This window comes from Gangjinia marincola (assembly GCF_039523415.1).
GTDB lineage: Bacteria > Bacteroidota > Bacteroidia > Flavobacteriales > Flavobacteriaceae > Gangjinia > Gangjinia marincola.
The window spans coordinates 553430-569332 of record NZ_BAAAFG010000016.1 but is presented as its reverse complement, the minus strand read 5'-3'; the positions used below and the strand labels follow the sequence as shown (position 1 = coordinate 569332).

Sequence of the window (15903 nt, the reverse complement as noted above, 5' to 3'; positions counted from 1 at the left end):
AGTAATATTTAATTTTAAATCCTTAGAAATTAGCAATTAAACTTATATGAACTTTAGAATTTGAGAATTCAAAATTTTGATCAGAGGTGGTGCCGTTGGCAAAATTCAATTTGAGTAGGCCTGTCTTCGTATTTAAACCAAAACCGACACCAATAGAATATAAACTCTCTTCTAAATCCAGGATATCATTTTGATAGTACGCCACATCAAAAATGCTATTTACAAAAAGACCCTGTGAAAGCAAATAAATATATTCTGTTTGGGTTGCAGAATATAGGGAAGCATCAATGCTGTTTTCTTCAAATCCACGTAAAGATAAGATTCCCCCAAACCGCTTTAGTTCGTTCGTTAAATAAGAATCACTCCTTATCCAGGATGATTCGTTCTTTAAGTAAAAGAAGTTTTTTGAATTGAACTTAAAGTAGTGCCAGCCCTTTATGCTGAGAATAAGTTGATCTTCAGTTGTCTCTTGAAAAGAACGTTCGCCAATGTTTCCTTCCAGGTTTAAACTTGTTTTAATATTCTGTAATACATTATTGAGTCGATTTGAGGCGAACATAATGCCGGAAGAAAAGAAATTAGCATCAAGGTCCTTAACAGAATTTAGAACAATGGATTCATCTGCCAGATTTTCAGAAGTGAAGTTTTCATAACCACCATATATATTTAACCTAGGATTGATCTGATAGGTAGCGTTGAATTTTTGACGATTAGAAGAAAATGTAGAATCACGCCTAAATAAATCCAGGTGCCCATTTACACCAAATGCAGTGTTGAATATATAGGGTAACGTTAAATTTACGGTAATACGTTCCTGATCATCCCCATCACTTTTATAGCTTAGGGATAAATCTTCAGCATAATTGAGGTTATTAATAAGTCTGATATTTGCGTATCCATCTAGCTGTAGGGTATTCTCCTCATTATTGTTAGAAAAACCTAGGAGCCCGTCAAACGTGTTAATGGATTTCTTTTCTAAATATACATAGACCTCAGTTTGATTTTTCTCGAACTTAATTTCATGAGGTTTAATTACGGTGATCGTAGGGAGCTGTTCCAGACTATTCGCTCCCTCAATCAAGGCTTCATAATTAAACGTCTTGCCTTTTTTGATTTTTGCGACTTGAGAAAGATAAGCAGTGGGAACTTTTTCATATCCCTTAATAACGATATTATCAATGGTGCGCGGTTTTGCTGTGGAGCTAATCAAAACACCTAAAATTATTCCATTAGGTTTTTTTTGAATAGAAGTGACAAAAAAACTACCAAAGGGATCTCCTTCATTCATTCGCGCTGTAACCAGATCATTTAGAAACAGCTGAAGTTTTGAAAAAGGTATTGTAATAATCAGACTATCTTTTTTTGCGTAAGGAAAAGATGCGAAATTGATTGACCTTAAATTTTCAGGATTGGAGGTTAGCCGAATTGAATCATATTTTTTTTTAAGGCGGAAGCGTGTCGAGAACGATGAATCATTTAGTTGTTTGATCCGCATTCGCACTGCATCTACATATCCTCTTAACTGAAAGGTATATAATAAGGAGTCTGCTATTTTTTTTGCTTGGGTGAATGACATAACCGAAAATTCTTCCGGGGTAATTGATGAGGCGCTATTTTGTGTATCATCTTCGGCATATATCTGAAGCTTTTTTACTTGCGCCGAAACTCCTGCCGAAAAAAGGATATATATTATAAGGTATAAAAAAGAAAAATTTTTCCGCGTAAGCAATCCAATATATTTGAGTTGAACAACGTAAAAATAGGTGTTTTCGTTTATCACCAAACTCTTTTTATAGCATCTGCTGAAAATTCATGAAGTAAGGTTTGAATAAGTAAATAATATTTCTACCTTTGCAAGCCCAAAAAATGGGGTTAAAGAATAGTATATTACAATATGCCAACAATTTCACAATTAGTACGAAAAGGAAGAGCCAAAATAACCAAGAAGAGTAAATCGGCTGCTTTAGATTCGTGTCCTCAACGTAGAGGGGTTTGTACGCGTGTTTACACTACTACACCTAAGAAACCAAATTCTGCTATGCGTAAAGTAGCAAGGGTAAGGTTGACAAATGGTAAAGAAGTGAATGCATACATCCCTGGTGAAGGACATAACCTGCAAGAGCACTCGATAGTATTGGTTAGAGGTGGAAGGGTAAAAGATTTACCCGGGGTAAGGTATCACATCGTTCGCGGTGCGTTAGATACCGCTGGTGTTGAAGGAAGAACACAGCGTAGATCTAAGTATGGTGCAAAACGCCCAAAGAAGTAAATGAGTAAATGAGTTTTGAGTCATTGAGTTGTGGGTAAAGTTTCAACGTTTATTCACTCATGGCTAACGACTAAAAGCTAAAAGCTAATTAAACATGAGAAAAAGACAGGCAAAAAAGAGACCTCTTTTACCAGATCCAAAGTTTAACGATCAACTTGTAACACGTTTTGTGAACATGTTGATGTGGAGTGGTAAAAAGTCTATTGCATTCAAAATTTTTTACGATGCACTTGATATTGTAGAAGAAAAGAAGACAGACGATGAGAAAACAGCATTAGAGCTATGGAAAGATGGCCTTTCTAATGTAATGCCTCACGTTGAAGTACGTAGCCGCCGAGTAGGTGGAGCTACATTTCAAATCCCTATGCCAATTCGTGCCGATAGAAAAATCTCTATGGCAATGAAATGGTTAATTTCTTATTCAAGAAAGCGTAACGAAAAGACGATGGCTGCCAAACTTGCAGCAGAAATCTTAGCGGCTTCTAAAGAAGAAGGTGCGGCAGTAAAAAAGCGTACCGATACTCACAAAATGGCAGAAGCAAACAAAGCATTCTCTCACTTTAGATTCTAGAAGATAACATGGCACAAAGAGATTTAAAATTTACACGAAATATTGGAATCGCTGCGCATATTGATGCGGGTAAAACTACTACAACAGAGCGTATTCTTTATTATACCGGTGTTAGTCACAAGATTGGTGAGGTGCATGATGGTGCAGCGACCATGGACTGGATGGAGCAGGAGCAGGAGCGTGGTATTACCATTACCTCTGCAGCTACGACTTGTACGTGGAAGTTCCCGATGGAAAATGCAAAAGAAACTGCAGATACTAAAGACTATCACTTTAATATTATCGATACCCCGGGTCACGTTGATTTTACCGTAGAGGTAAACCGTTCATTACGTGTACTTGATGGGTTAGTCTTCTTGTTTAGTGCAGTTGATGGTGTTGAGCCACAGTCTGAAACTAACTGGAGACTTGCAGATAACTACAAAGTTCCACGTATTGGATTTGTAAATAAAATGGACCGTCAGGGGTCAAACTTTCTTGCTGTTTGTCAGCAGGTAAAGGATATGCTTAAATCTAATGCTGTACCTATTGTACTCAACATTGGTGATGAAGCTGATTTTAAAGGAATTATTGACTTAGTGAAAAACCGTGCTATCATTTGGCATGATGAAACACAAGGATCAACCTTTGATGTAGTTGATATTCCCGAAGATATGAAGGCAGAAGCGCGTAAATATCGTGCAATGTTAATTGAAGAGGTTGCTACTTACGATGAAAATCTCTTAGAGAAATTCATGGAAGATGAAGATTCGATTACCGAAGAAGAGGTGCATGCTGCGCTTCGTGCTGCTGTAATGGATATGGCAATTATCCCAATGATTTGTGGATCAGCCTTTAAAAATAAAGGGGTGCAGTTCTTGTTAGACGCTGTATGTCGTTACTTGCCTTCTCCAACAGATAAAGAAGGTATTGTAGGAACTAACCCAAATACCGGTGAAGAAGAAATTAGAAAGCCAGATGTAAAGGAGCCGTTTGCGGCACTTGCGTTTAAAATTGCGACGGATCCTTTTGTGGGGCGTTTAGCATTCTTTAGAGCTTATTCTGGTCGACTTGATGCAGGTTCATACATCTTGAATAACCGTTCAGGTAAAAAAGAGCGTATTTCTCGTATTTATCAAATGCATTCTAACAAACAAAATGCTATTGATTTTATTGAAGCGGGAGATATTGGAGCAGCCGTTGGTTTTAAAGACATTAAAACCGGTGATACCATGACAGATGAGAAGCATCCTATCATTCTTGAAAGTATGGATTTCCCTGATCCTGTAATTGGTATTGCTGTTGAGCCTAAAACTAAGGCAGATGTGGATAAGTTAGGAATGTCTCTTGCTAAATTAGCAGAAGAAGATCCAACCTTCCAGGTAAAAACAGATGAGGCTTCAGGTCAGACCATTATTTCTGGTATGGGTGAGCTTCACTTAGATATCATTGTAGACCGTCTTCGTAGAGAATTTAAAGTAGAGGTGAACCAAGGTCAGCCTCAAGTTGAATACAAAGAAGCGATTACACAGGCTGCAGATCACAGAGAGGTGTATAAGAAACAATCTGGTGGTCGTGGTAAATTTGCTGATATCGTATTTACGATTGAGCCGGCAGATGAAGGTGAAGAAGGATTACAATTTGAGTCTGTGATCAAGGGTGGTAACGTTCCTAAAGAATTTATTCCATCTATTGAGAAAGGATTTAAAATGGCTATGCAAAATGGACCGCTTGCCGGATATGAAGTAGATTCGATGAAGGTTACTTTGAAAGACGGATCGTATCACGATGTGGATTCTGATCAATTATCGTTCGAATTAGCAGCAAAGCTTGGATTTAAAAATTCAGCTAAAGCAGCTAAAGCGGTAATTATGGAGCCTATCATGAAGCTAGAGGTAATCACTCCAGAAGAAAACATGGGGGATATCGTTGGTGATCTTAACCGTAGACGTGGACAAGTAAGTGATATGGGTGACCGTGCCGGCGCTAAAACCGTGAAGGCTACTGTACCATTATCAGAAATGTTTGGATATGTAACTACATTAAGAACATTATCCTCTGGTCGTGCAACGTCAACAATGGAATTTTCTCACTATGCTGAAACACCTTCAAATATTTCTGAAGAAGTTATTGCAGCAGCAAAAGGTGTTAATGCTTAATCACATAAGAGATGAGTCAAAAAATTAGAATAAAATTAAAGTCATACGATCACAATTTAGTAGATAAGTCTGCTGAAAAGATCGTGAAAACAGTAAAGAGTACTGGTGCTGTAGTAACTGGACCAATTCCATTACCCACACACAAAAAAATCTTTACCGTATTACGTTCACCTCACGTGAATAAAAAGGCGAGAGAGCAGTTTCAATTAAGCTCTTTTAAAAGACTCCTTGATATTTACAGTTCATCTTCAAAAACCATTGATGCGTTGATGAAGTTGGAACTTCCTAGTGGAGTAGAGGTTGAGATAAAGGTTTAATTGTCATTCTTGCGAAAGCAGGAATCTCATGAAAAGAACCGCAAAGGTTCAACATATTCCGCTTTCGCGGAAAATAAACATGTCCCTGGCGATGGTTAGGGAAAAACGGAAAAATACATCAAGCAGGTTGACGTATTGACCTGCTTGATTTTTTTATAATGAATAATAACCGATAAGGCAATAGGGCTTTATCACAAACTGAAATTCAATGTCTGGTTTAATTGGAAAAAAAATAGGCATGACAAGCATCTTTGACGAGAATGGGAAAAATATCCCATGTACCGTGATTGAGGCTGGGCCATGTGTAGTTACCCAGGTCAGAACCACAGAGGTAGACGGGTATGATGCCCTTCAACTTGGTTTCGATGACAAGCCGGAGAAGAGTACCACAAAAGCAGAAGCTGGCCATTTTAAAAAGGCAGGTACTCAACCCAAGCGCAACGTGATCGAATTTCAAGGATTTGAAGGAGAGTTTAATTTAGGTGACAATCTTACCGTAGATATTTTTACTGAAGGCGAATTCGTCGATGTATCAGGTACATCAAAAGGTAAAGGTTTTCAAGGTGTTGTTAAACGACACGGTTTTGCCGGTGTTGGTCAAGCAACTCACGGTCAACATAACCGTTTAAGAGCCCCTGGTTCTATTGGTGCTGCATCTTATCCAGCGCGTGTATTCAAAGGAATGCGAATGGCAGGTAGAATGGGTGGTGATAAAGTTAAAGTACAAAACTTGCGAGTATTAAAGATTGTTCCAGAGAAGAATCTTATTGTGATCAAAGGATGTGTTCCCGGTCATAAAAATGCTTACGTAACGATTGAGAAATAATGAAAGTAGCAGTTGTAGATATTAACGGAAAAGATACAGGTCGTAAAGTCGAACTTTCTGATGCTGTATTCGCTATAGAGCCTAATGATCACGCCGTATACTTAGATGTAAAGCAATATCTTGCTAACCAACGACAAGGTACGCACAAAGCAAAAGAGCGTGCAGAGATCGTAGGTAGTACGAGAAAGATCAAAAAACAAAAAGGAACCGGTACGGCACGTGCCGGAAGTATAAAGTCTCCAATATTTAGAGGTGGTGGACGTATTTTTGGACCCCGTCCGAGAAACTACGGCTTCAAACTAAATAAGAATTTGAAGCGTCTGGCAAGAAAATCTGCCTTAACCATGAAGGCAAATGATAAGTCATTAATCGTTGTTGAAGATTTTGATTTCGATGCGCCAAAAACAAAGAACTTCTTAGATGTTTTAAAAAGTCTTGGTGTAGAAGATAAAAAATCACTGTTTGTGTTGGGTAACGCCAATAAAAATGTATATTTGTCGTCGCGAAATTTGAAAACCTCTGAAGTAGTAAAAACCTCAGAATTAAGTACTTATAAGATTTTAAATGCAAAAAGTCTTGTGCTAACTGAAGGTTCTGTAGAAGGTTTAGAAGAAATTTTGAGTAAATAAGAACATAATGAGCATCTTAATAAAGCCAATAATTACAGAAAAAGCCACTACCGATAGTGAGATCAATAACAGATTCTCATTTGTAGTGAAGCGAGGAGCTAACAAGATTGAGATTAGAAAAGCAGTAGAAGAAGCTTATGGTGTTTCAGTTACTGATGTTCGTACGATCAATGTTCGTCCAGATAGAAAAACCAAGTATACTAAAACGGGAATGCAGGTAGGTAAAACAAATGCCTACAAGAAAGCAATCGTTCAAGTAGCTGAAGGTGATACAATAGATATTTATAGTAATCTTTAAGATTAAACAATGTCGGTTAGAAAATTAAAACCAATAACTCCAGGTCAGCGTTTTAGAGTAGTCAATGGATTCGACGCTATTACTACTGATAAGCCGGAAAAGAGCTTGCTCGCACCGCTAAAAAAATCTGGAGGTCGAAACAACCAAGGTAGAATGACCATGCGCTATAAAGGTGGCGGTCATAAAAGAAGATATCGTATTATCGATTTCAAACGTGATAAGCAAGATGTTTCTGCAACAGTAGATAGCATTCAGTACGATCCTAACAGATCTGCATTTATCGCGCTTCTTACCTATTCAGATAATGAGAAACGTTACATCATTGCTCAAAATGGTTTACAGGTTGGGCAAAAAGTAACTTCGGGTACAAAAGATGTTGCCCCAGAGATTGGTAACGCCATGCCGTTATCTCAAATACCTCTAGGTACAATTATCTCATGTATTGAACTTCGTCCTGGTCAGGGAGCAGTTATGGCACGTAGTGCTGGAACCTTCGCTCAGTTAATGGCAAGAGACGGGAAATATGCAACGGTTAAACTGCCCTCTGGTGAAACCAGAATGGTACTTGCAAATTGTTTAGCAACGATTGGTGCTGTGTCTAACAGTGATCATCAATTATTGGTTGCTGGTAAAGCCGGTAGATCAAGATGGTTAGGTAGAAGACCACGTACGCGTCCTGTTGTGATGAACCCGGTTGATCACCCAATGGGTGGTGGTGAAGGTAAATCTTCAGGTGGACACCCAAGATCTAGAAATGGTATTCCTGCAAAAGGATTCAAAACCAGATCTAAGACAAAGTCAAGTAATAAATATATCATAGAACGTAGAAAGAAATAAGATATGGCACGTTCATTAAAAAAAGGACCTTACGTTCACTATAAGTTAGCAAAAAAGGTAGACCAAAATGTAGAGTCAGGTAAAAAATCTGTGATCAAAACCTGGTCAAGAGCATCGATGATTACTCCAGATTTTGTGGGTCAAACCATAGGAGTGCATAACGGTCGCCAATTTATTCCTGTTTACGTTACAGAGAATATGGTAGGGCATAAATTAGGAGAATTTTCACCGACACGTTCCTTTAGAGGACACGCGGGTGCAAAAAATAAAGGTAAAAAATAACGAAGGTTATGGGAGTTCGCAAAAGAGAAAGAGCAGAACAAATCAAAGAGGCAAAAAAGCAAGTTGCTTTTGCCAAGTTGAATAACTGCCCAACGTCACCCAGAAAAATGCGTTTAGTCGCAGACCTTATTCGTGGTGAGCAAGTTGAAAGAGCATTGAATATTTTAAAGTTCAATTCAAAAGAGTCTTCAAGAAAGCTGGAGAAATTATTAGTATCTGCCATTGCAAATTGGCAAGCTAAGAATGAGGATGCAAGCGTTGAAGAAGCTGGATTATTTGTGCAAGAAATTCGTGTGGATAGTGCAAGTATGTTAAAAAGACTTCGTCCTGCTCCACAGGGTCGTGCTCACAGAATAAGAAAAAGATCAAACCATGTTACTCTTGTATTAGGGTCAACAAATAATACACAAGCATAAGATATGGGACAAAAGACAAACCCAATAGGAAATAGACTTGGCATCATTAGAGGCTGGGAGTCTAATTGGTATGGCGGGAGAGATTATGGGGATAAAATAGCTGAAGATGATAAAATCAGAAAGTATATCCACGCCCGTTTATCTAAAGCTAGTGTTTCACGAGTAATTATTGAGCGAACGCTTAAACTTGTAACCGTTACTATCACTACAGCCAGACCTGGTATCATTATTGGTAAAGGTGGGCAAGAGGTAGACAAGTTAAAAGAAGAGCTTAAGAAACTTACTCAAAAAGAGGTTCAGATCAATATTTTTGAAATCAAACGACCAGAGTTAGATGCATTTTTAGTTGCGTCTAGTATTGCTCGTCAAATCGAAAATCGAATTTCGTACAGACGTGCAATCAAGATGGCAATTGCGGCTGCAATGCGTATGAATTCTGAAGGAATTAAAGTAGAGATTTCAGGAAGATTGAACGGTGCTGAAATGGCACGTACTGAATCTTATAAAGACGGTCGTATACCATTATCTACGTTTAGAGCAGATATTGATTATGCGTTAACCGAAGCTCACACGACCTACGGAAGATTAGGGATTAAAGTGTGGATTATGAAAGGTGAAGTTTACGGTAAGAGAGAACTTTCTCCCCTAGTTGGTTTAAGCAAACAAGCGAAAGGCGGAAGAAGAGACAATAACAGTAGACAACGTCGTAGAAAGTAATATTTATTATAAATAGCATAACATGTTACAGCCTAGAAAAACAAAATTCCGTAAGCAGCAAAAAGGCCGCATGAAGGGTAATGCCGGAAGAGGTCACAGACTTGCCAATGGAGTGTTTGGGATCAAATCACTTGACTCAAGTTTTGTAACAGCAAGACAAATAGAAGCAGCGCGTATCGCCGCTACCAGATATATGAAAAGAGAAGGTTCTATATGGATCATGATCTTTCCAGATAAACCTATTACTAAGAAGCCTCTTGAGGTTCGTATGGGTAAAGGTAAAGGTAACGTTGAATTTTGGGCAGCTGTAGTAAAACCGGGTAGAATTCTTTTTGAAGTAAGTGGAGTACCTTATGATACTGCAAAAGAAGCATTGCGACTTGCAGCTCAAAAGCTACCGGTAAAAACGAAGTTTATTGTTGCTAGAGATTATCAAGCATAAAAAAAAGCACGATGAAAAAATCTGAAATTAAAGAAGCTTCAGTAGAAACACTTCAAGAGGAGTTATCTAAAGAGACAAAAGCTTATGCTGATTTAAAAATGGCACACGCTGTTTCTCCATTAGAGAATCCGTCACAGCTTAGAGCGCAAAGAAGAAGCATAGCAAGAATCGCTACAGAATTAACCAAAAGAGAATTATCATAATTCTGCCTGATATGGAAAAAAGAAATTTAAGAAAAGAGCGTATTGGCGTAGTGACAAGTTCAAAAATGGACAAATCCATCGTTGTCTCTGAAGTAAAAAGAGTAAAGCATCCTATGTATGGAAAATTCGTTTTAAAAACGAAAAAGTACGTTGCACACGATGAGAAAAACGACTGTAACGAAGGTGATACAGTAAGGATTATGGAGACTCGTCCTTTAAGTAGAACTAAGAGTTGGAGACTAGTAGAAATCATTGAAAGAGCTAAGTAATTATGGTACAACAAGAATCAAGATTAAAAGTAGCTGATAATACAGGAGCCAAAGAAGTTCTTACCATTCGTGTATTGGGTGGTACCAAGAGACGCTACGCATCTGTAGGTGATAAGATAGTAGTAAGTGTAAAAGAAGCAACTCCTAATGGAAACATTAAAAAAGGAGCGGTTTCTACTGCAGTTGTTGTACGAACTAAAAAAGAAGTACGTCGATCAGACGGTTCTTATATTCGTTTTGATGACAATGCATGTGTACTTTTAAATCCTACCGGTGAAATGCGTGGAACGCGTGTTTTTGGGCCTGTAGCGAGAGAGTTACGTGATAAGCAGTTTATGAAGATTGTATCATTAGCACCAGAGGTGCTTTAATAAGCAATTCAGAAAAATGGGAAAGCTTAAAATAAAAACAGGAGATACCGTTCGCGTAACTGCTGGAGAACATAAGGGAAGAGAAGGTAAAGTGCAAAAAGTACTTATTGACAAGAACAAAGCTATTGTAGAAGGTGTCAATATCGTAAAAAAACACACTAAACCTAGTGCTTCAAATCCTCAAGGCGGAATTAATGAAATGGAAGCTCCAATTCATATTTCCAACTTAGCTATCGTTGATAGTAAAGGAAACGCCACTCGTGTAGGGTATCGTATGGAAGGGGATAAGAAAGTGAGATATTCAAAAAAATCTAACGAAGTTTTATAGTCATGAGTTACGAACCAAGACTTAAGAAAGAATATAAGGAACGCATTATGCCTTCGCTAAGAGAAGAATTTAGCTACGGCAATGTAATGGAGATTCCTAAGCTTACTAAAATTGTGGTAAGCCGTGGTGTAGGTGCTGCTGTTGCAGATAAGAAGCTTATCGACCACGCAGTAGATGAGCTAACAACAATTACAGGTCAAAAGGCGGTGGCAACTATTTCTAAAAAGGATGTTGCTTCTTTCAAATTGAGAAAAGGAATGCCTATTGGTGCAAAAGTCACCTTGCGTGGTGAGCGTATGTATGAATTTCTAGATCGTTTGATCACTGCTGCCTTACCTAGGGTAAGAGACTTTAATGGTATTAGAGCTACTGGTTTTGATGGTAGAGGTAACTACAACATGGGTGTAACAGAACAAATCATTTTTCCTGAGATCGATATTGATAAGGTGAATAGAATTTCTGGAATGGACATTACATTTGTTACTACAGCAAATACCGACAAAGAGGCTAAATCATTATTATCAGAATTGGGATTACCCTTTAAAAAGAATTAGAGATGGCAAAAGAATCCATGAAAGCCCGTGAGGTTAAACGTGCAAAAACAGTTGCTAAATATGCTGAAAAGCGTAAAGCACTTAAAGAAGCAGGTGATTACGAAGCCTTACAAAAGCTTCCTAAAAATTCATCTCCTGTGCGTCAACATAACCGTTGTAAACTTACAGGTAGACCAAAAGGTTATATGAGACAGTTTGGTGTTTCTCGTGTAATGTTTAGAGAAATGGCAAATCAAGGTTTGATACCAGGAGTTAAAAAAGCTAGCTGGTAATACATAAATCGGTAGAAGGTTTCAATAATTGAAAAACCACTACCACAAGCAATAAACAATGAATACAGATCCAATCGCAGATTATTTGACCCGTATTAGAAACGCGGTCGCTGCAAACCACAGGGTAGTAGAAGTTCCAGCTTCGAACCTTAAAAAAGAGATGACAAAGATCTTGTTTGATCAAGGGTACATTCTAAGCTATAAATTTTTAGATACTACTGCTCAAGGTAGCATCAAAATAGCATTGAAATACGACAAGGTGACTAAAGAGCCGGTGTTGAGAAAAATCCAAAGAATAAGTACACCAGGTCTGCGCAAGTATGCAGGTGCCGGTGACTTACCAAGAGTGCTTAATGGATTAGGAATTGCTATTATCTCTACTTCTCACGGAGTGATGACAGATAAGCAGGCACGTAAGGAAAAAGTTGGTGGCGAGGTTCTTTGCTACGTTTATTAATCTAATAAAGAGGAAAGAAATGTCAAGAATAGGCTTAAATCCAATCACAATTCCAGAAGGTGTCACCGTAGAGGTGAAGGATGGAGTTGTTACAGCAAAAGGAAAATTAGGTGAACTCTCACAAACAATCGAAGACATCACTGTTAAGATTGAAGATAAAGAAATTACGTTAGAGCGTCCTTCAGAAAAGAAAGCGCACAAAGCAAAACACGGCTTATACCGTGCGCTAATCTTTAACATGATCGAAGGTGTGTCTAATGGATATACAAAAGAATTAGAACTAGTAGGAGTTGGTTACAGAGCTTCAAATCAAGGAAATAAACTTGATTTAGCGTTAGGTTTTTCTCATAACATTGTTTTAGATCTTGCTCCAGAAGTAAAGGTTGAAACAGTTTCAGAAAAAGGTAAAAACCCTATTGTAAAATTAATGTCTCACGACAAGCAATTGCTTGGTCAGGTTGCTTCAAAAATACGATCATTCCGTAAGCCAGAGCCTTACAAAGGAAAAGGTGTGAAATTCGTAGGAGAGCAAATTAGACGTAAAGCTGGTAAATCAGCATAATAATTGATTGATCATGGCATTTTCAAAAGTTGACAGAAGAAATAAATTAAGAAAGAGAATTCGCAAGACCATTGTGGGTACTGCAGAGCGTCCAAGACTTTGTGTGTTTAGAAGCAACAAAGATATTTACGCTCAAGTAGTCAACGACGTAGATGGAAAAACCATCGCAGCGGCTTCTTCAAGAGATAAAGATATTGCATCAAAAGGAAATAAAGTAGATGCAGCTGCTGCAGTAGGTAAGGCAATAGCCGAGAAAGCTTCTAAAGCAGGTGTTGACACAGTTTCTTTTGATAGAGGAGGATATTTGTACCACGGTAGAGTTAAGTCTTTAGCCGAAGGTGCTCGTGAAGGTGGATTAAAATTTTAATTAAGAATATGTACCAGAAATATAAAAACGTAGAAACGGTTAAGCCTGGTGGTCTTGAATTAAAAGACCGTCTCGTAGGCGTACAACGTGTTACAAAAGTAACAAAAGGTGGTAGAGCATTTGGATTTTCTGCTATTGTAGTTGTAGGAGATGAGAACGGTGTAGTAGGTCACGGATTAGGAAAATCAAAAGAAGTTTCAGAAGCAATCTCTAAAGCTGTTGAAGATGCTAAGAAAAATCTTGTACGTATTCCTCTAGTTAAAGGAACACTACCACATGAGCAAAAAGGTAAATATGGTGGTGCGCGTGTTTTACTTTTACCAGCATCTGCCGGTACAGGGGTAATCGCGGGTGGAGCAATTCGTGCAGTATTAGAAGCAGTTGGAGTACATGATGTACTTTCTAAAAATCAAGGATCTTCTAACCCACACAATGTGGTGAAAGCAACATTTGATGCTTTATTGCGATTAAGAAATGCCGAAACGGTTGCAAAACAACGCGGGATTTCATTAGAAAAAGTTTTTAACGGATAATTCAAGGCATCATGGCAAGAATTAAAGTCACAAAGGTAAGAAGTGCGATCAATCGCCCTAAGAGACAAAAGCAAACGCTAGAAGCTTTAGGATTGAGAAAGATGGGTCACACTGTTGAACACGAGGATACGCCAAATATCCTTGGAATGATAAATAAAGTTTCACACCTCGTATCTGTAGAGGAAGTAAAATAAATAGACCATGGATTTAAGTAACTTAAAACCAGCTGAAGGTTCTGTAAAGAATCAGGCTAAGCGCAAAGGTAGAGGTCAAGGATCTGGAAAAGGTGGAACAGCTACACGTGGGCACAAAGGTGCTAAATCACGTTCTGGTTATTCTAAAAAACTCGGTTTTGAAGGGGGACAAATGCCACTTCAACGTCGTGTGCCTAAATTTGGATTTACAAACATCAATCGTAAAGAATACACAGGTATTAACTTGGATACATTACAGGATTATGTAGATCAAGGTAGAATTAAAGATACGGTAGATCTAGATGTGTTATACAATAACAGACTTTCTGGAAAGAACGATTTAGTTAAAATCTTAGGTCGAGGTGAACTAAAAGCAAAATTAAAAGTAACTGCACACAAATTCACAGCTACAGCAAAAGAAGCTATAGAAGCTGCTGGTGGTGAAGCAGTAACCTTATAATATAGTATCGCATGAAATTTATAGATACGATCAAAAATATCTGGAAAATTGATGAGCTCAAGAATAGAATTCTTCTTACACTGGGCTTATTGCTTGTATACCGTTTTGGTGCTCAAGTTGTTTTACCGGGTATTGATGCGTCACAGTTATCTGGATTAGCAGATCAAACTGATGGCGGTATTTTAGGATTACTTAATGCCTTTACTGGTGGAGCGTTTTCAAACGCTTCCGTATTTGCATTAGGGATTATGCCATACATTTCGGCCTCTATTGTGGTACAGTTGATGGGAATTGCGATTCCTTATCTTCAAAAGTTACAGAAAGAGGGTGAAAGCGGAAGAAAAAAGATTAATCAGATCACGCGTTGGTTGACGATTGGGATTACATTACTTCAGGGACCAGGTTACATTTATAACTTATATGCAATTTTACCGGGAAGTGCTTTTTTAATGCAGAATACGACTTTATTTGTGGCTTCTTCAGTAATCATATTAACGACAGGATGTATTTTTGCGATGTGGTTAGGAGAAAAAATTACTGATAAAGGTATTGGGAATGGTATTTCACTCTTAATTATGGTTGGTATTATTGCTACGTTACCTCAGGCTTTTGTTCAAGAATTTGTTTCAAGAGTAGTTGAGTCTAATGGAGGCGTAATAATGATTTTGATTGAATTAATCATTTGGTTTGTGATCATATTAGCATCGGTAATGCTTGTTATGGCAGTACGTCAAATACCTGTTCAATACGCACGTAGAACATCGGGTGGTAGCTACGAGAAAACCATGGGAGCTAGGCAGTTCATCCCGCTTAAGTTAAATGCATCTGGCGTAATGCCGATCATTTTCGCACAAGCGATTATGTTTGTCCCTAGTTTTGCAGGAAAGGCAATAAATACTACTGCTGTTGGACAATGGATGGAAGCTGAATTTGCAAACATCTTTGGTTTTTGGTACAATGTAGTTTTCGCATTACTTATCATAGTATTTACGTATTTCTATACAGCGATTACAGTACCAACGAATAAAATGGCAGATGACCTCAAACGTAGTGGTGGTTTTATCCCCGGAATTCGTCCTGGGACTGAAACGTCTGAATATTTAGATCGTATTATGTCACAGATTACCTTGCCAGGGTCTATCTTCTTAGCGCTGATTGCTGTATTCCCTGCAGTAATGGTTTCATTATTGGGATTACAACAAGGCTGGGGGTTATTTTTTGGAGGTACATCATTATTGATCATGGTGGGTGTAGCAATAGATACCATGCAACAGGTAAATGCCTATTTATTAAACAGACATTATGATGGTTTAATGAAGTCTGGCAGAAAACGTAAAGCAGTAGCATAATATGGCAAAACAAGCAGCAATAGAGCAAGATGGTACAATTATCGAAGCATTGTCAAATGCAATGTTTAGAGTTGAATTGGAAAATGGTCATGTCGTGACTGCACACATTTCTGGTAAGATGAGAATGCATTACATAAAATTATTACCAGGAGATAAAGTAAAGCTTGAAATGAGTCCTTATGACTTAACAAAAGCAAGAATAACATATAGATATTAAATAAAAAGATGCGCTGTCTTTAAGC

At 38.0% G+C, this 15903-nt stretch carries 27 protein-coding genes; 26 read left to right on the top strand and 1 reads right to left on the bottom strand.

Annotation, left to right across the window (positions count from 1 at the left end; all coding sequences use genetic code 11):
- Nucleotides 1-22 precede the first annotated feature (22 nt).
- The gene (locus ABD000_RS13660) at nt 23-1780 is read right to left on the bottom strand and encodes a BamA/TamA family outer membrane protein (protein WP_343768716.1); all 1758 of its coding nucleotides are present in this window, start codon (nt 1778-1780) and stop codon (nt 23-25) included.
- 114 nt (nt 1781-1894) lie between these two features.
- Between ABD000_RS13660 and rpsL the strand changes: the two genes are divergently transcribed.
- From rpsL to infA, 26 genes are all read left to right on the top strand, one after another.
- Nucleotides 1895-2269, top strand: coding sequence for a 30S ribosomal protein S12 (rpsL, locus tag ABD000_RS13655; protein WP_010230128.1), 375 nt, complete (start codon nt 1895-1897; stop codon nt 2267-2269).
- 94 nt (nt 2270-2363) lie between these two features.
- A complete protein-coding gene (gene rpsG / locus ABD000_RS13650; RefSeq protein WP_343768706.1) occupies nt 2364-2840 on the top strand; it encodes a 30S ribosomal protein S7 in 477 nt (158 codons plus the stop codon).
- 8 nt (nt 2841-2848) lie between these two features.
- The gene (fusA, locus tag ABD000_RS13645; RefSeq protein ID WP_343768703.1) at nt 2849-4978 is read left to right on the top strand and encodes an elongation factor G; all 2130 of its coding nucleotides are present in this window, start codon (nt 2849-2851) and stop codon (nt 4976-4978) included.
- 11 nt (nt 4979-4989) lie between these two features.
- Nucleotides 4990-5295 carry a 30S ribosomal protein S10 gene (gene rpsJ, locus ABD000_RS13640; RefSeq protein ID WP_316981975.1) on the top strand — a complete coding sequence of 102 codons (306 nt, stop codon included), beginning with the start codon at nt 4990-4992 and terminating at the stop codon, nt 5293-5295.
- Nucleotides 5296-5503: 208 nt separating this feature from the next.
- The gene (gene rplC / locus ABD000_RS13635) at nt 5504-6121 is read left to right on the top strand and encodes a 50S ribosomal protein L3 (protein WP_343768695.1); all 618 of its coding nucleotides are present in this window, start codon (nt 5504-5506) and stop codon (nt 6119-6121) included.
- Nucleotides 6121-6750: a 50S ribosomal protein L4 gene (rplD, locus tag ABD000_RS13630; RefSeq protein ID WP_343768692.1), complete on the top strand. Its 630-nt coding sequence runs from the start codon at nt 6121-6123 to the stop codon at nt 6748-6750. Before rplC ends, rplD begins: the two co-directional genes overlap by 1 nt.
- A 7-nt stretch (nt 6751-6757) precedes the next feature.
- Nucleotides 6758-7048: a 50S ribosomal protein L23 gene (gene rplW / locus ABD000_RS13625; protein ID WP_343768687.1), complete on the top strand. Its 291-nt coding sequence runs from the start codon at nt 6758-6760 to the stop codon at nt 7046-7048.
- A 9-nt stretch (nt 7049-7057) separates the two neighbouring features.
- A complete protein-coding gene (rplB, locus tag ABD000_RS13620; RefSeq protein WP_343768685.1) occupies nt 7058-7885 on the top strand; it encodes a 50S ribosomal protein L2 in 828 nt (275 codons plus the stop codon).
- A gap of 3 nt (nt 7886-7888) precedes the next feature.
- The gene (rpsS, locus tag ABD000_RS13615) at nt 7889-8167 is read left to right on the top strand and encodes a 30S ribosomal protein S19 (RefSeq protein ID WP_343768679.1); all 279 of its coding nucleotides are present in this window, start codon (nt 7889-7891) and stop codon (nt 8165-8167) included.
- An 8-nt stretch (nt 8168-8175) separates the two neighbouring features.
- Nucleotides 8176-8583 carry a 50S ribosomal protein L22 gene (rplV, locus tag ABD000_RS13610; protein ID WP_343768675.1) on the top strand — a complete coding sequence of 136 codons (408 nt, stop codon included), beginning with the start codon at nt 8176-8178 and terminating at the stop codon, nt 8581-8583.
- A 3-nt stretch (nt 8584-8586) separates the two neighbouring features.
- Nucleotides 8587-9300, top strand: a complete 714-nt coding sequence (rpsC, locus tag ABD000_RS13605; RefSeq protein ID WP_343768673.1) for a 30S ribosomal protein S3 — start codon at nt 8587-8589, stop codon at nt 9298-9300.
- Between the two features lie 22 nt (nt 9301-9322).
- Nucleotides 9323-9742 (top strand): 50S ribosomal protein L16, encoded by a 420-nt coding sequence (gene rplP, locus ABD000_RS13600; protein WP_343768670.1) that lies wholly within the window; start codon nt 9323-9325, stop codon nt 9740-9742.
- An 11-nt stretch (nt 9743-9753) separates the two neighbouring features.
- On the top strand, nt 9754-9945 hold the full coding sequence (rpmC, locus tag ABD000_RS13595) for a 50S ribosomal protein L29 (protein WP_343768667.1): 192 nt from the start codon (nt 9754-9756) through the stop codon (nt 9943-9945).
- Nucleotides 9946-9956: 11 nt separating this feature from the next.
- On the top strand, nt 9957-10214 hold the full coding sequence (rpsQ, locus tag ABD000_RS13590; RefSeq protein WP_343768665.1) for a 30S ribosomal protein S17: 258 nt from the start codon (nt 9957-9959) through the stop codon (nt 10212-10214).
- Between the two features lie 2 nt (nt 10215-10216).
- Complete coding sequence (gene rplN / locus ABD000_RS13585) at nt 10217-10585, top strand: 50S ribosomal protein L14 (protein ID WP_343768663.1); 369 nt, start codon at nt 10217-10219, stop codon at nt 10583-10585.
- A gap of 16 nt (nt 10586-10601) precedes the next feature.
- Nucleotides 10602-10913 carry a 50S ribosomal protein L24 gene (gene rplX / locus ABD000_RS13580; RefSeq protein WP_343768661.1) on the top strand — a complete coding sequence of 104 codons (312 nt, stop codon included), beginning with the start codon at nt 10602-10604 and terminating at the stop codon, nt 10911-10913.
- A gap of 2 nt (nt 10914-10915) precedes the next feature.
- On the top strand, nt 10916-11467 hold the full coding sequence (gene rplE, locus ABD000_RS13575; RefSeq protein ID WP_343768659.1) for a 50S ribosomal protein L5: 552 nt from the start codon (nt 10916-10918) through the stop codon (nt 11465-11467).
- Nucleotides 11468-11469: 2 nt separating this feature from the next.
- Nucleotides 11470-11739: a 30S ribosomal protein S14 gene (gene rpsN / locus ABD000_RS13570; protein WP_343768657.1), complete on the top strand. Its 270-nt coding sequence runs from the start codon at nt 11470-11472 to the stop codon at nt 11737-11739.
- Between the two features lie 58 nt (nt 11740-11797).
- Nucleotides 11798-12196: a 30S ribosomal protein S8 gene (gene rpsH / locus ABD000_RS13565; protein ID WP_343768654.1), complete on the top strand. Its 399-nt coding sequence runs from the start codon at nt 11798-11800 to the stop codon at nt 12194-12196.
- A gap of 19 nt (nt 12197-12215) precedes the next feature.
- The gene (gene rplF, locus ABD000_RS13560) at nt 12216-12758 is read left to right on the top strand and encodes a 50S ribosomal protein L6 (RefSeq protein WP_343768652.1); all 543 of its coding nucleotides are present in this window, start codon (nt 12216-12218) and stop codon (nt 12756-12758) included.
- Between the two features lie 13 nt (nt 12759-12771).
- Nucleotides 12772-13125, top strand: coding sequence for a 50S ribosomal protein L18 (gene rplR / locus ABD000_RS13555; protein WP_343768650.1), 354 nt, complete (start codon nt 12772-12774; stop codon nt 13123-13125).
- Between the two features lie 8 nt (nt 13126-13133).
- Nucleotides 13134-13658, top strand: a complete 525-nt coding sequence (gene rpsE / locus ABD000_RS13550; protein ID WP_343768648.1) for a 30S ribosomal protein S5 — start codon at nt 13134-13136, stop codon at nt 13656-13658.
- A gap of 11 nt (nt 13659-13669) precedes the next feature.
- Complete coding sequence (gene rpmD, locus ABD000_RS13545; protein ID WP_343768646.1) at nt 13670-13852, top strand: 50S ribosomal protein L30; 183 nt, start codon at nt 13670-13672, stop codon at nt 13850-13852.
- A 7-nt stretch (nt 13853-13859) separates the two neighbouring features.
- A complete protein-coding gene (rplO, locus tag ABD000_RS13540; protein WP_343768644.1) occupies nt 13860-14312 on the top strand; it encodes a 50S ribosomal protein L15 in 453 nt (150 codons plus the stop codon).
- An 11-nt stretch (nt 14313-14323) separates the two neighbouring features.
- Entirely contained in the window at nt 14324-15661 is a 1338-nt protein-coding gene (gene secY / locus ABD000_RS13535; protein ID WP_343768642.1) for a preprotein translocase subunit SecY, read from the top strand.
- Between the two features lies 1 nt (nt 15662).
- Complete coding sequence (gene infA, locus ABD000_RS13530; RefSeq protein WP_011710675.1) at nt 15663-15878, top strand: translation initiation factor IF-1; 216 nt, start codon at nt 15663-15665, stop codon at nt 15876-15878.
- Nucleotides 15879-15903 lie beyond the last annotated feature (25 nt).

Coding starts and splice junctions, on each gene's coding strand:
- rpsL (WP_010230128.1), top strand. CDS start 1,895: ATGCCAACAATTTCACAATTAGTACGAAAAGGAAGAGCCAAAATAACC.
- rpsG (WP_343768706.1), top strand. CDS start 2,364: ATGAGAAAAAGACAGGCAAAAAAGAGACCTCTTTTACCAGATCCAAAG.
- fusA (WP_343768703.1), top strand. CDS start 2,849: ATGGCACAAAGAGATTTAAAATTTACACGAAATATTGGAATCGCTGCG.
- rpsJ (WP_316981975.1), top strand. CDS start 4,990: ATGAGTCAAAAAATTAGAATAAAATTAAAGTCATACGATCACAATTTA.
- rplC (WP_343768695.1), top strand. CDS start 5,504: ATGTCTGGTTTAATTGGAAAAAAAATAGGCATGACAAGCATCTTTGAC.
- rplD (WP_343768692.1), top strand. CDS start 6,121: ATGAAAGTAGCAGTTGTAGATATTAACGGAAAAGATACAGGTCGTAAA.
- rplW (WP_343768687.1), top strand. CDS start 6,758: ATGAGCATCTTAATAAAGCCAATAATTACAGAAAAAGCCACTACCGAT.
- rplB (WP_343768685.1), top strand. CDS start 7,058: ATGTCGGTTAGAAAATTAAAACCAATAACTCCAGGTCAGCGTTTTAGA.
- rpsS (WP_343768679.1), top strand. CDS start 7,889: ATGGCACGTTCATTAAAAAAAGGACCTTACGTTCACTATAAGTTAGCA.
- rplV (WP_343768675.1), top strand. CDS start 8,176: ATGGGAGTTCGCAAAAGAGAAAGAGCAGAACAAATCAAAGAGGCAAAA.
- rpsC (WP_343768673.1), top strand. CDS start 8,587: ATGGGACAAAAGACAAACCCAATAGGAAATAGACTTGGCATCATTAGA.
- rplP (WP_343768670.1), top strand. CDS start 9,323: ATGTTACAGCCTAGAAAAACAAAATTCCGTAAGCAGCAAAAAGGCCGC.
- rpmC (WP_343768667.1), top strand. CDS start 9,754: ATGAAAAAATCTGAAATTAAAGAAGCTTCAGTAGAAACACTTCAAGAG.
- rpsQ (WP_343768665.1), top strand. CDS start 9,957: ATGGAAAAAAGAAATTTAAGAAAAGAGCGTATTGGCGTAGTGACAAGT.
- rplN (WP_343768663.1), top strand. CDS start 10,217: ATGGTACAACAAGAATCAAGATTAAAAGTAGCTGATAATACAGGAGCC.
- rplX (WP_343768661.1), top strand. CDS start 10,602: ATGGGAAAGCTTAAAATAAAAACAGGAGATACCGTTCGCGTAACTGCT.
- rplE (WP_343768659.1), top strand. CDS start 10,916: ATGAGTTACGAACCAAGACTTAAGAAAGAATATAAGGAACGCATTATG.
- rpsN (WP_343768657.1), top strand. CDS start 11,470: ATGGCAAAAGAATCCATGAAAGCCCGTGAGGTTAAACGTGCAAAAACA.
- rpsH (WP_343768654.1), top strand. CDS start 11,798: ATGAATACAGATCCAATCGCAGATTATTTGACCCGTATTAGAAACGCG.
- rplF (WP_343768652.1), top strand. CDS start 12,216: ATGTCAAGAATAGGCTTAAATCCAATCACAATTCCAGAAGGTGTCACC.
- rplR (WP_343768650.1), top strand. CDS start 12,772: ATGGCATTTTCAAAAGTTGACAGAAGAAATAAATTAAGAAAGAGAATT.
- rpsE (WP_343768648.1), top strand. CDS start 13,134: ATGTACCAGAAATATAAAAACGTAGAAACGGTTAAGCCTGGTGGTCTT.
- rpmD (WP_343768646.1), top strand. CDS start 13,670: ATGGCAAGAATTAAAGTCACAAAGGTAAGAAGTGCGATCAATCGCCCT.
- rplO (WP_343768644.1), top strand. CDS start 13,860: ATGGATTTAAGTAACTTAAAACCAGCTGAAGGTTCTGTAAAGAATCAG.
- secY (WP_343768642.1), top strand. CDS start 14,324: ATGAAATTTATAGATACGATCAAAAATATCTGGAAAATTGATGAGCTC.
- infA (WP_011710675.1), top strand. CDS start 15,663: ATGGCAAAACAAGCAGCAATAGAGCAAGATGGTACAATTATCGAAGCA.